A 14,663-nucleotide genomic window follows, 5' to 3' on the forward strand; every position below is an offset into this window, starting at 1 on the left:
ACACTAGCCTTTTGAAAAATAAGATATACCACAGCTTATTTTTCCTAGGACTTATTTGCAAGTCTTATGGAAAAGTAGCCCACACAAGTTCTACTGAAAATCGCTTTAATGTAGATATCAACAATTATCAAGAACCAAAAAACAACTTTACCATTAGTGGTTACATTACCGAGAGCGGTAGTGGAGAAAATCTCTTAGGTGCTTCTATTTATGTTCCTGAGCTAAAAAGAGGAACAACTACAAATGACTACGGTTTTTATTCGCTTTCACTGCCAAAAGGAAAGCATACCGTTTACATTTCTACAATTGGGTACACTACAATAATTAAAGAGATTGTTATTAACAATGACCTCTCTTTAAATATCACTCTTGAAACAGACACACAATCACTTGACGAAGTTACTGTAAGTGCTGACAGTAAAGTAAAAGAAAGTAAGGTCACCCAAATGAGCAAAATACAGATTAACCCTTCTACGGTAGCTGATATACCTGCATTACTGGGTGAAAAAGATGTATTAAAAACATTACAATTATTACCCGGCATACAAGCGGGATCTGAAGGAAGCTCTGGTTTCTTTGTACGTGGTGGTACACCAGACCAAAACCTAATTATTCTAGATGATGCAGTTGTATATAATTCAAATCACCTATTTGGATTCTTCTCTGTATTTAACGGTGATGCCATAAAATCTGTAGAAGCATTTAAAGGAGGATTCCCTGCCAGATTTGGAGGTAGATTATCATCTGTCATTAAGATAGACATGAAAGATGGAAATAAAGAAAAGCTATCGGGTAAAGTAAATATTGGTCTTATATCTTCATCTATGCTTTTAGAAGGACCAATTAATAAAGGTAAAACATCATTTATTTTTAGTGGAAGACGCACCTATGCAGATGTTTTGGCTCAACCGTTCCTTTCTGAGGAAAATGGTAAAGGCGGATACTATTTTGCCGATTTAAATTTTAAAATACATCATATTTTTAGCGAAAAAGATAAACTATATTGGAGCAACTATTATGGCAGAGATAAATTTTATAGTTCATTCAAAGACCAGTTTACTGATGAAAAAGTGAAGCTGGGGTGGGGAAACATCACCTCTACATTACGTTGGAATCATCAGTTCAACGATAAATTATTCTCAAACACCTCATTAATATATAGTAATTACGACTTCAATATCTCTGATGAATATACAGACACTTTTGATGATAATGTAGTTGAGTATTTATTTAAGACCAATTCCGGTATAGAAGACTTTACCCTTAAAAGCAGCTTTGATTATTACCCTAACAGCAAAAATACATTGCGTTTTGGAGCAGAAATTACTAATCACAGCTTTACACCACAACGCGTTCTTTTAAAAGATACATTCGCTGATAATATAGATAAAACAGAAGAACTTAATTCTTTGGAAGGGGCTCTATATATGGAAGATGATTGGAAAATAACCGATAAGCTTAGGTCTTCGCTTGGTTTAAGACTAAGTTATTTTAATTATAATAACACAAACTATATTAACCCAGAAACAAGGTTGGGTTTATCATATAGTTTAAAACCAGATTTAGCACTAAAAGCTTCTTACGCTAAAATGAATCAATACATTCATTTATTATCTAGCTCTGGAATTGGACTACCAACAGATTTATGGGTCTCCTCTACAGATAACGTAAAACCACAAACTTCCCAGCAATTTGCCGTAGGTATTGCCAAAGATTTTTTTGAAAAAGATTATTCCCTATCCCTTGAAGGATATTATAAAAACATGAATGATATTATTGCCTACAAAGAGGGCGCATCATTCTTAGCATTAGATAATCTAGAATCTGGTGCAGACTTAGATTGGGAAGAGAATATTACCGCCGGCGAAGGTTGGGCCTATGGTGCAGAAATACTTTTTAGAAAGCAAACTGGCAAGCTAACAGGTTGGTTAGGTTACACACTTTCATGGTCAGAAAGACAATTTGACGAACTGAACTTTGGCAATAAATTTTATGACCGTTACGATAGAAGACATGATATTTCTGCGGTGGGTATTTACAAACCTAGCGATAGATTTACATTTTCTGCTACTTGGGTCTTATCTACGGGTAACAACTATACCTTACCTAATTTACAAAGAATAGAAGGCACCTTCCCCATTGGTGGTTCTAACTATTTTAATAGAGGCGTACAAGATATTACTACACAACGTAATAACTTTAGAGGGGAAACAAGTCATAGATTAGATTTAGGATGGCAATTTCATAAAAAGAAAAAGAAAGGAAGAGAACGCACTTGGGCTATTTCACTATATAATGCCTATGCGAGACAAAACCCATTTATTTATACCGTGGACTACAACAACTACGATTTTAACGACCCTAACGCAACAGAAGAAAAAGAGCTTACAAGAACTTCTGTTCTTATTCTAATTCCTTCAATAAATTATATATTCAAATTTTAAGATATGAGAAAAGCATTACTCGCATTATTAGGATTATATTTTTTATTAATAGGATGCCAAAAAGTTGTAGATGCCGATGAACTTTTAGACACAGAAGAGCAGGTTTCTATCATTGGGTATATCTCACCACATGATACTATCTTAAAAATATCTGTCACTAAAGCGCTACCCGCCATAGGAACTCCGGTTAAAGTAAACCAAGATTATCAATTTCCCGAAGAATTTCTAATTAAAGACGCTTTGGTCACCTTATCAAATACCGAAGGACAAAGTGTTGTTTTAGATTATGATAATGAAATAAATACTTATGTAACCAGTGCTACAAATTTACAGATTACACATGGTGATACTTATAACTTAAAAGTAATTGTAGCAGAAAAAGAGTTTAATGCGTCCTGCCAAATTCCTAAACAGCTAGAGGCAATAAATGAAATCGTTGAGTTTCAAGAAGATGAATATGGCTATGAATTTGCTGTTATTAATTTGAACTTTATGGATTTTGCAGATGAAAACAATTATTACATTTTAGGTGGATATATCAGTAGTACCATTCAATTTGAGAATGAAGAACCATTTGAAGATATTTTTCCATTATTTTTTGATGACGATGAGTTCTTAACGGACAATTTAGGCAATGGCACACAGTTAAATGGCAAAACCCTAATTTATGCCGATAGCGAATACTACTCTGATGTATCGGTAACCTTACAAGTTGCCCATACCGAGAAAGTACTTTTTGATAATCTAAAAGCTTCTGAAACTAATAGTGATGCAGATGGTAATCCATTTGTAGAATATGTGATTGCTCCTAACAACATTTTAGATGAAGGTGCCATTGGTGTTTTTTCTGGATACAGTGTTACTGAAAAGGTTATTGATCTTAAAGATTAGTTATTGCTATAATACCTCTATTGAACATAAAAATAATGACTAGCTTAGCATAAGATGATTTGACAATACTATTTTTTCATGAAACACATTAGTGCAATTATTTTTGGAGCAGCAATTGTTATCGCTGCATATTTTTTAGGCAACGCATATATACAAAGGGCGAACCCGCCACAAATGATATCCGTTACCGGTTTAGGCAATGAAAATTTCACCTCTGACCTCATTGTTTGGGAAGGTCAATTTTCTACAAACAGTACCGTATTAAAAACAGCTTTTGATCAATTAAACCGCGACAAGGATATTGTTCGCAAATATTTAACCTCAAAAGGTATTGATGCGAACAGCATAATTTTCAATAGTGTACAGACTACAGAAATGCGAGATAACCAATATGAGAATGGAAATTATGTTGGTAGTATTTTTAGAGGTTATCAATTAATTCAAACTCTAAAAATAGAATCTGAAAACGTTGCTTTGATAGAAGGTGTATCTAGGGAAATTACCGAATTATTGAACAAAGGGGTCCAATTCAACTCTTCACCACCAAGATATTACTACACAAAATTAGCCGACCTTAAAATTGAAATGATCTCTAAAGCCACCGAAGATGCTAGAATACGTGCCGAGAAAATAGCTGAAAATGCGGGTAGTAATTTGGGAGATCTAGTTTCTGCCAATATGGGGGTTTTTCAAATTACAGGTCAAAATTCTGGAGAAGATTATAGCTGGGGCGGTGCATACAATACTTCTTCTAAAAATAAAACAGCATCTATTACCATGCGCCTAGAATACAAAGTAAAGTAATAGTGTTACTTTGATCAATATTACATAGTGATCTGGGAAAGAATAATTTAAATAATATTAATTCTTTAAATATAAAAGCCCGGTAATCACCCGGGCTTTTCATTCAACCAATTATCAAACCGAATACTCAAAAAACTTTTTCATAACAATCTGTATTCAAACTTTAAGTCGATACTTTTCTATTTACCTTACATTCATTCAAAAAAAAACTCAGGAATAACACTGAGCTTTCTAATACATCAAAAACCAAATTCAAGCTAAAGCTCAAAAATTGACCTTAATTAATTTTTTTTCAAGATCATTACTTATTTAACAACTAACTAGTCATCTACCCTATTATAGAATTCATTTATTTTTACCTTTAGATAAATTAACTGTATGATCCATTCATTTTTTGAAGAATTAAGTACTGAATTACAAAACGGAGTAAATGAAAAAGGGCATCCGTTCAGATTCATTACCATGGCAACAGTTGGCAATGAAACTATCGCTCGTTTGCGTACTGTAGTGTTACGTGAGATTACCGAAGATTTGCGAATAACAATATATACCGATAGCCGTACGCAAAAAATGAAACATATTACCCAAAACAATCAGGTTAGCTTTCTACTTTATCATCCTGAAAAAATGCTACAGTTAAAAGTTGAAGGTACCGCACAAATAGTAACCAATACAGAGAGATTAAAAACTACTTGGCAAACTATACAGCCTAATAGTAGAAAAGACTACATTACCCAAACTACACCTGGAAGCCTTATTAAAAACCCAGATAATGTTGAATATATTGAAGAGAAGAATTATTTCAGCATCATTGATATTACACCCACAAACATCGAATACCTAAAGCTTAAACGTCCTAATCATATTAGAGCGTTATTCAAAAATGTAGATAGTTCTTGGAACGGGGAATTTCTTGTTCCTTAATTGATATAGAAATAAAGATTTTCCATATCCTTTCCAAAAACAATTAAACTATCTACTGGTGCGGTCTGTTTCATTACAGATCTATCAATCGTTATTTCAACTTCTCTTTCATGTTTCAATTCTATAAGGGGTAACGAATAGTCATCTGCCGAAAATATTGTTCGTTCAGGATCCAGTAATCGTACATTACCTGCATAGGTTACATTAGGAAGCACCCATTGATAATGATCATAATTCTCGCTCAACTTATTGGCAATAGGATCAAAACCAAAATGAACAGACGAAGGTATGTTCAGCACTTTCTCTATTGGCGTTCTAATTGTTTGGATAAAAATTACAGCTAAAAAAAACCAAAATCCAACAGTAACAAACTTCTTTTCATTTTTAAAACTAACTGACTCTAATAATAAAACTACAAAAGGAATAAAAAGGGGTAATAGCCATCTTGTTTCTACTTTCTGACTTTGAAAAACAAGAAAGAACAAGCCAACCACAACTAACTGCGCCAAGAACATTTTAGAAAACCAGTTTAAATCTTGCTTATTAAAAGTGACCAACTTAGAGAAGTAACCGATACCTATTACCAATAACAAAGGGAATGACAAAGCAAATAATCCTTTTACATAAATTAGAATCGGTATCAACGAAAACCCCGATTCAACATCTTCTATTCCTATTTTCTCTTCAATACTAGAAGCCAAAAAAGTTTGAAATCCGTCAGGACCCAATAGCCAATATACATGTGGAGCAACTAACAGGCAAGAAAGCAGCATAGTTATCAGTATTTTGGGATTGAAAACTATAGCCCGCAATTTTGAGTCCCATAAAGAAACCAAAGCAAACGCTACCAGAAAAAATGCATAGTTGTATTTAGACATGAATCCTACACCCACAACAAAACCTAGTAATAGATAATTTAATATGGATTTTCGTTGCATCAATAACTGTATGCAATAGTAAGACGCAACTAAGCTTAAACATAATAGACTGGTATGTGAAAGCCTTCTAAAAGTAAAATCTATGAATACTGGTATGAAGACCAATGCTAATACAGGAAGTTTTGATGTATACTTATCAGGTATTCTAAGTATTGAAAATTGATACAATAGCAGTATTATACCAGCAAATAATAATCCCCTTAGTATAGAGAATGAAATTTTACTAACACCAAATATGGTATTGAAGCCATACTGCAACCATGTATAAAGTGGTGGTTGATCATCATACCCCCAACGAAACCATTGCGAGTAATATGCCTGTTCAGCGTCTTCTAATTCTAAGGCACTTTTAAAAAATGTAATTAAGGTTATAGCTGAAAATGATAAAAAAGCAAGGACGGTTATCTTATTTAGAGATGCGTTCTTGCCCATCGCTTATTTTTGGGTAATAACCGTGAAACTTAAATCTAGCGGATTTAAAGCTTCAAATAACATAGGCACTAAGTCTTCGCCATAAGCCAAATAAAACTCAGAAAAATTAGATTGCCGTTCTTGAAGTGACTGGTTTGGGAATATTTCATTTTGCAATTCTGTCATACGAACTACGTGATCTTTTAACTTTCTTTTTTGCGCTTGCAACAAGCGTTTTTCTAAAGCATCCAGTCCTTTTTTCTGCTTTACTTCTTGTGCTTTCACAGCTCCTAGAAAAGATTTGTCGGTCTTTTCGGCAAGTACGTACATATCTTCAAACTGTTCTTCCAGTAATTTCTTCTGTGGCGAAAAATCGATATCGATATTTGAAATTTCTCTAATCTTTTTGTTGATAAGACTGTTTTGCTTTAAAAAGATATCAGATTTAGAGATATTCATTTTCTCTAACTTTTCGGCTTGTTTCTCAGTAATGATCAGCGCGGAATTTCTAACCAGCAAAATTGGAAAAGGAACATCCATAGCCTCAAATGCCGCTTTTAATTCAAACCAATAGGCAATCTCACCGCCACCACCTATATAACATAGATTAGGCAAAATTACTTCTTGGTATAAAGGTCTAGCTATTACATTGGGAGAAAAACGCTCTGGATGAGCATTCATCTCTGCAACCAATTCCTCTTTTGTAAATGATATATTCGTTTCATTTACTAGGTAGTTGCCCTTACTTTCTATAATTCTTTCGCGAACACCCTCTACTAAATAGAAATAATTAATTTCACGCGGATTAACCTGTACAGAATAATCCGATGATATATTTTCAATCTCAGTTATACTTTCAGATACTTTCTTGAACGCAGTTTGTTCAAAAATATCTTTCTTCATGTAAGGCACTAATGTCCTTTTCAAATCTATATCATCACCATCAACAATGACTAGGTCGTAATCCTTAAAAATTTCATTTGCCAGAAACCGGGTTGCATCCGTTAAATTATCATGCTTTAGATAGGCGTTTTCAAATAGCTCTTTCAGCACCTTGGCATTCTTACTATCACCAATGGTTCTTGAATACAATGAAAAAACCTCCTCTAGCCCATCCGTAGGTAAATGCCCTACTGCCCCAGATGCTTCTTTATTCCACTGAAATTTTAATCCTTTGAAATTAAAATAATTGATTTCATCAAAATCATGATCTTCCGTAGCCATCCAATAGACAGGTACAAAATTACTATTTGGAAATTCCTTTTTTAATTGCTTGGTCAAGTTGATAGTAGAGATGATCTTGTATAAAAAATACAACGGACCCGTAAAGAGATTTAACTGATGACCGGTAACAATAGTAAACGTATTCTTTTCTTTTAACAACGCTATATTAGCAGCCGTACCCTTAGAAGTATCCGTATTTTTATATTGATTTTGCATTGAAGAATGCAACACATCTCTTTGGGCTTGGGTAAAATGCTCACCTTTTTCTTCTATCTGCTCTTTAAAACCTTCAATATCGGGAAACCGATTATATAATGGTTTAAGCTTAGTATCCGCTGCAGTGTAATCGCAAATTAATTTCGAAAAATAACCCGTTTTTGCTAAGGGCAAACAATCAATATCCATATAAAAAGTAAATACTTGGTAAATATAAAACCCTTTCGTCTTACATTTCCTAAATATAAGTTAATTACCGTTAGTATTAAATACTCGAATTCTCGTCAAAATACGCTGCAAATGGAGATTATTTTGCATTTATTTTAATAGATTTGGCTGACTCTGAATACAAACAACGCTATATGAAACTAATTCTACGCTACACATTATTTTTAATTCCCTTTCTTGGTTTATCCCAATTAAAATCCCCATCAGAATTTTTAGGTTATGAACTAGGAACTCAATTTACCAGACATCATGAGGTTGTTGATTACTACCAATATTTAGCCGAAGCGGAACCTCAGCGCATGAACCTTATGGAATACGGTAAAACTAATGAAAGAAGACCTTTATTATTGGCTACTATTTCTACCAAGGAAAATATGCAAAACCTTGATAAAATTAAGGAAGAGCACATGAAAGGTATTAATGGCGAAGGATCACCAGATAAAGCAATTGTTTGGCTTAGCTATAATGTTCATGGTAATGAAAGCGTAAGTACAGAAGCGTCAATGCAGACTATATATGACCTTTTCACTACTAAGAGCAGTTACCTAGATAATATAGTAGTATTGATCGATCCGTGTATTAATCCAGATGGTAGAGATCGTTATGTAAATTGGTACAACCAATTTAAAAATTCACCCAACCAGGTAGATCCTAATAGCAAGGAGCATCATGAGAATTGGTGGAGTGGTCGCAGTAACCATTATATGTTCGATCTTAATAGAGATTGGGCTTGGTTAACACAAGTAGAAAGTCAGCAACGTTTAAAGCAGTTTAATAAATGGTTGCCTCATGTACACGTAGATTTTCATGAGCAAGGAGTTGACAACCCATATTTTTTTGCCCCAGCAGCAGAGCCTTTTCATGAAGTAATTACGGATTTCCAAAGAGAGTTTCAAGAAACCATAGGTAGAAACCACGCTAAATATTTTGACGAAAACGGATGGTTCTATTTTACAAAAGAGGTGTTCGATTTACTTTACCCAAGTTATGGTGATACCTACCCAACCTACAATGGTGGTATTGGCATGACTTATGAACAAGGTGGTAGCGGTCGTGCTGGCTTAGCCATTACAACAAGTATTGGAGACACCCTTTCTTTAAAAGATAGAATAGCGCATCATCTAACTACAGGTTTATCTACCGTAGAAGTAGCATCTAAAAACATTTCCAAATTAAATGATGAATTCAAGAAATTCTATCTTAACAAAAACTTCAAATACAAAAGTTATGTATTGAACGGTAATCCAGATAAAATTGAAGCTCTAGCAGATTTATTAAGCAAGCATAAAATTGAATACCAAGCAGGTTCAAACGCTACAGTCAAAGGCTACAACTATGCTACAGGCAAATCTGGTTCATTAAAAAGTACTGACAAGAGTTTAGTAATTTCTTCAAATCAGCCAAAAAGCACCTTGGTTAAAGTACTATTTGAGCCAATGGCGAAATTAAGTGATTCTGTCACCTATGATATTACCGCATGGTCTTTACCTTATGCTTACGGATTAGATGCTATTGCAAGTGAAAGCAATTTAAACGGTTCAGCTTCCTCACTAAATAAATCTGAAGTCAATAGTTTCAAGGCAGACAAGTACGCTTATTTGGCGGACTGGAACAGTATGAAAGACGCTAGGTTCTTGGCTGAATTATTACGCAACAAGGTACGTGTGCGTTATGCCCACAAACCATTTACATTAGATGGTATTTCTCATGATCGTGGTACATTGATCATCACAAAAGGAGATAACAAGCATCTAAAGAATTTCAACGAAATTCTTAGAACTGCATCTACCAACCACTCTAAAAATTTAACTTCTACCAACACAGGTTTTGTAGAAATCGGTAAAGATTTTGGTTCTGGTTATGTTGATGTATTACAAGATTTAAAAATTGCCGTACTATCTGGAGAGCCTACCTCTACCCTACGTTTTGGAGAAATCTGGAACTTTTTTGAACAACAACTAGATTACCCTATTTCTGTATTGGACGAGGCTTATTTTAGTCGTGTTGACCTTGCGAAATATGATATTTTAATATTACCTGACGGACGTGGCTACAACAGTTTCTTAAGCACATATAATAAAGAGAAAATCATGGACTGGGTTAAACGTGGCGGAAAATTAATTGCCATGGGTGGCGCAATTGATGGTATTACTGCTTCTGATAAAGATTTTGAACTATCTGAAAAAGAAATGCCAAAAGATACTTCTACTACTATTGAATCTTTTGAGGTTTCTGAAAGAGAACAGATCAAATCAGCAATTACTGGCGCTATTTTTAAAGCAACGGTTGATAATACAAATCCGTTGGCTTATGGGTATGACGACACTTATTTCACGCTTAAACTAGGATCTCGTGCTTATAATTACTTAGAAAACGGAAGTGCTGTTTATTTAAGTGAAGGTGCCAATGAACCCGTATCTGGATTTGCAGGTAGTGAAGCAAAGAAGAAGATTGCCGAAACCTTGATCTTTGGGACAGAAGATATGGGTCGCGGACAAGTAATATACATGGTAGACAACCCTTTATTTAGAGGTTTTTGGGAAAATGGAAAACTATTTTTCGCCAATGCGTTATTTATGGTTAAATAAAAACAATATGAAAGAATATAAAGTTGAAACCCTCCTTTTTCGTTCTAAATTAACTTTTGATAGACATCATTTAGCGAAGTCATCAAATATAGCAATTCAAGAAAAACTAGACGAGTATGCTAAAAATGGATGGCGTTTAGTATCGACCAATACTACAGAATATAGTATGGATATGTATGTTTATCTGTATTTTGAAAAGTAAAATAACACAAATAAACGTCTAGTTTAGATATCCCTGAAACAGCTAAAATCGTTTTAGGGATATTTTATTTTATTGCTACATGGTACTTTTCCCAACAAATTCGCATCTTTTGCGTTTATAATAGGAGACACTAACCTGTTAGTGCAAAAACCACCACCAATGCCAAACAATCAAGATCAAATAAATGCATTAATGCAAAAGTTAGAACTGCTTTTAAAAAAGCAGCAAGACTTTAATATTGAGGTAAATGAAATTCGTAGGGATATTCAAATTCTTAGAAATACCCAGGCAATAAAATTCAACGAAGAGCCTACCGAACAAACAACTAAACCTGAAGCGGTAAGTATTGAAAAAGAGGCTGAAATAACTGATAAAGTAGTAGAAATTGAAACTCCCGCTCCTGTTCAAGCTCCAATAGAAATTGCTTCTATACAAGAAGAACCTAAGAGAATTCCTGAAAAGAAAATAAAACTTCCAAAAGGTAAATCTAATCTTGAGAAATTTATTGGGGAAAACCTTATCAATAAAATTGGGATACTTATTACCGTAATCGGTGTTGGTATTGGTGCAAAATATTCTATTGAAAATAACTTAATTAGTCCGCTAACCAGAATTATACTTGGGTATTTAGTAGGCATAGGCTTATTAGGATTCGGATTTAAGTTAAAAGCAAAGTACGTAAGCTACAGTGCTGTTCTTGTAAGTGGTGCTTTGGCTATCCTTTATTTCTTAACCTATATCGCTTACGACCTTTATGGACTATTCCCACAGATGGTAGCGTTTGGTATTATGTTATTATTTACCATTTTTGGGGTTGTAGCCGCACTGAGTTACAACAAGCAGATTATTGCTCATATTGGTCTAGTAGGGGCTTACGCCGTACCTTTTCTTTTAAGCAATGATTCTGGCAATGTTACTGCACTATTTAGTTATATCGCCCTAATTAATATCGGTCTCTTAGTTATTTCGTTTAAAAAATATTGGAAAGCACTTTATTACGTAGCCTTTGCATTCACCTGGCTTATTTATGGATCTTGGTATATATTCTCAAGCAATGATGTAGATTTCTATATTGGCTTTGGCTTTTTAGTGCTATTCTTCACATTGTTCTACGCTACGTTTTTAGCGTTTAAATTAATAAAATCCGAAAAATTCCAAGTTGCTGATATTATTCTGATCATGCTGAATTCGTTCATATTTTACGGCTTTGGTATTGCCTGGCTCTATGATTATGAAGGTGGAGAATTTTATTTAGGTTTATTCACCCTATTGAATGCACTTATTCATTTTGTGATAACGGTAATTATCTTCAAAAGAAAATTAGCCGATCGAAAGCTATTCTTCTTAACCTCTGGGTTTGTACTTACGTTTATTACCATAGCGGTACCTGTTCAATTAGATGGCAATTGGGTAACATTATTTTGGGCTTTTGAAGCCGCACTTTTATTTTGGATCGGGCGCACCAAAAAAGTCAAATTCTATGAATACCTTTCCTATATTTTGGTTGCTCTAGCATTCTTAAGCTTAACAATGGACTGGGCAGCAAGGTACTCGTATATGAATACCACAGACGAATGGAGTCTTATATTAAACACTACGTTTTTGACTTCGATACTTTGTGTTGCTGTCTTCGGATTCATGAATTGGATTCAAACTAAATTCAGCACTGAAAAACCTTCAATAGTTCAACAGATAATGACATTTGGTATTCCTGCTTTGTTTATAGGAACCCTCTACTTTGCCTTCTATCTTGAAATTGAACAATATTGGAACAATGCCTTTCAGTTATCTAAAATAGAGATATCAAGTACCTCTGGCGAATACCCTGAGTACAACTACAATCTCATAGATTTTGAAGCTATTTGGTTGATTCTATATACTATGTTTTTCATTAGCGTTTTAAGTTTCGTAAATATTTTAAAAATCAAAAACAAAATATTAGGAATTGTAGCCTTAGGCTCCGCGCTTTTAATAACTATAATATTCCTTACTATCGGACTTTATACCTTAAGCGAGCTTCGTGAAAATTACCTTTCACAGCAACTTACAGAATTTTACAATATAGGAGCATATAACATATACATACGTTATATTTCATTTGCATTTCTTACACTTCTTCTATTCGCCATTTATAAATTAGCACAGCAAGAGTATTTAAAATTCAATTATAAAATTCCGTTTGAAATTCTAATGCATACCACAATTATATGGGTGGCAAGTAGTGAATTATTAAATTGGATGGATATATCTGGATCTGAACAATCTTATAAGCTAGGTCTTAGTATTCTTTGGGGCGTATATGCGCTACTTCTAATCGCATTAGGTATTTGGAAAAAGAAAAAATACTTGCGAATTGGTGCTATTATACTATTTTCTATTACGTTAATTAAGTTGTTCTTCTATGATATTTCATCTTTGAATACTATTTCTAAGACAATCGTATTTGTATCACTGGGTGTCTTATTATTGATTATTTCATTTCTTTACAACAAATACAAATACATTATTTCAGATGAGACTGAACAATAGCGTTTTAACAATACTTGCCTTTTTATCTATTTCAGTTTGTTTCGGACAGATGGATTCCTATTCTAAAAAGATAGCGTTGATGGGTATCGAAAATCAATGGCATACTATTGAAGTACCTAATCAAGTATTTGAAGATGTAAATGCCAACATGAGCGATATTCGCGTTTATGGGGTTACCGCTACCGATACTATTGAAGCACCGTACCTGCATAAAGTTTCTAAAGCTGAAGTTTCCAATTCAGAGGTTTCTTTCAATCTAATAAATAGCGTTAATAATTCTAAAGGTTACTTTTATACTTATGAGCTACCCCAAAAGGAAACTATTAATGAGATACTACTAAACATAGGGGACCCTAATTTTAATTGGGAAATTACACTTGAAGGTAGTCAACATCAGAAACAATGGTTTACTATTCTAGAAGACTATCGTATTTTATCTATTAATAATGACCAGACAAACTATTCGTTTACCACATTAAAGTTTCCAGATGCTAGCTTTAGATATTATAGAGTATTGATAAAGAGTAAAGAAAAGCCAAATCTGACATCTGTACATATTACCAAAAAGGCTAAAAAGGCGGCCACTTATCGCGATTATGAGGTTAGTGATTTTAAAATTTCTAAAGAAGACAAAAAAACGATTATAGACATTGATTTAAAAAACCGTGTACCCCTCAACCTACTAGAGTTTACGGTCGATGATAAAATTGATTACTACCGATCAATTTCTATTCAGTATTTGGTTGATAGCGTAAAGACTGAAAAAGGTTATTACCACAATTACAGACCTTTAGCTACAAAGACGCTTTCTTCAATGGAAGATAACAGCTTTCAATTACCTGGTACATTAACACAAAAACTACGTGTTATCATCTTAAACAATGATAATCAACCTTTAAAAATTTCTGATGTGAAACTTAAAGGATACCTACACACGTTAACCACACGTTTTACAGAACCGGCTACTTACTATCTGGTTTACGGTAAACCTAATGGCAACTTTCCTAATTATGATATATCAAAAACCACGGTTACTTTACCAGATAATATTACAAAACTAGATTTTGGTAGCGTGGTAGAAATACCTAAACCAGAAACTGCAACAACCAATCCTTTATTTGAAAACAAATGGTGGTTGTGGGTTATTATTGGTGTTGTAATCGCTTTGCTAGGGTATTTCACTATTGGGATGATGAAGAAGGAGCTTTAATTGTTTTTATCAAATGATTTACTATATAAAGTGGACACAACTAATTTTTAAAAT

At 33.8% G+C, this 14,663-nt stretch carries 10 protein-coding genes; 8 read left to right on the forward strand and 2 right to left on the reverse strand.

Annotated elements, in window-relative coordinates; all coding sequences use genetic code 11:
* The first annotated feature begins 11 nt into the window (after positions 1-11).
* The 4 genes from UH1x_RS03070 (at position 12) to UH1x_RS03085 (ending at position 5,063) form a co-directional block, all read left to right on the forward strand.
* Complete coding sequence (locus UH1x_RS03070) at positions 12-2,444, forward strand: TonB-dependent receptor (RefSeq protein WP_482625020.1); 2,433 nt, start codon at positions 12-14, stop codon at positions 2,442-2,444.
* Between the two features lie 3 nt (positions 2,445-2,447).
* Positions 2,448-3,335 (forward strand): DUF4249 family protein, encoded by an 888-nt coding sequence (locus UH1x_RS03075; protein WP_482625022.1) that lies wholly within the window; start codon positions 2,448-2,450, stop codon positions 3,333-3,335.
* A 78-nt stretch (positions 3,336-3,413) separates the two neighbouring features.
* The gene (locus UH1x_RS03080) at positions 3,414-4,139 is read left to right on the forward strand and encodes an SIMPL domain-containing protein (protein WP_482625024.1); all 726 of its coding nucleotides are present in this window, start codon (positions 3,414-3,416) and stop codon (positions 4,137-4,139) included.
* A 378-nt stretch (positions 4,140-4,517) separates the two neighbouring features.
* Entirely contained in the window at positions 4,518-5,063 is a 546-nt protein-coding gene (locus UH1x_RS03085) for a pyridoxamine 5'-phosphate oxidase family protein (protein ID WP_482625026.1), read from the forward strand.
* On the opposite strand, the gene UH1x_RS03090 is transcribed toward UH1x_RS03085, so the two are convergent.
* Positions 5,060-6,433 carry an ArnT family glycosyltransferase gene (locus tag UH1x_RS03090; protein ID WP_482625028.1) on the reverse strand — a complete coding sequence of 458 codons (1,374 nt, stop codon included), beginning with the start codon at positions 6,431-6,433 and terminating at the stop codon, positions 5,060-5,062. The two genes, UH1x_RS03085 and UH1x_RS03090, sit on opposite strands and share 4 nt — an antisense overlap.
* Before the next feature lie 3 nt (positions 6,434-6,436).
* Positions 6,437-8,041: a bacillithiol biosynthesis cysteine-adding enzyme BshC gene (gene bshC / locus UH1x_RS03095; protein WP_482625030.1), complete on the reverse strand. Its 1,605-nt coding sequence runs from the start codon at positions 8,039-8,041 to the stop codon at positions 6,437-6,439.
* Between the two features lie 173 nt (positions 8,042-8,214).
* Here bshC and UH1x_RS03100 point away from each other — a divergent pair, with 173 nt between their 5' ends.
* The 4 genes from UH1x_RS03100 (at position 8,215) to UH1x_RS03115 (ending at position 14,609) form a co-directional block, all read left to right on the forward strand.
* A complete protein-coding gene (locus UH1x_RS03100) occupies positions 8,215-10,668 on the forward strand; it encodes a M14 family metallopeptidase (protein ID WP_482625031.1) in 2,454 nt (817 codons plus the stop codon).
* A 7-nt stretch (positions 10,669-10,675) separates the two neighbouring features.
* Positions 10,676-10,870 carry a DUF4177 domain-containing protein gene (locus tag UH1x_RS03105; protein ID WP_036155842.1) on the forward strand — a complete coding sequence of 65 codons (195 nt, stop codon included), beginning with the start codon at positions 10,676-10,678 and terminating at the stop codon, positions 10,868-10,870.
* 159 nt (positions 10,871-11,029) lie between these two features.
* A complete protein-coding gene (locus UH1x_RS03110) occupies positions 11,030-13,399 on the forward strand; it encodes a DUF2339 domain-containing protein (RefSeq protein WP_482625033.1) in 2,370 nt (789 codons plus the stop codon).
* Positions 13,383-14,609, forward strand: coding sequence for a DUF3999 family protein (locus UH1x_RS03115; RefSeq protein ID WP_482625034.1), 1,227 nt, complete (start codon positions 13,383-13,385; stop codon positions 14,607-14,609). Before UH1x_RS03110 ends, UH1x_RS03115 begins: the two co-directional genes overlap by 17 nt.
* Positions 14,610-14,663 lie beyond the last annotated feature (54 nt).

The organism is Maribacter sp. UH1, assembly GCF_056839145.1.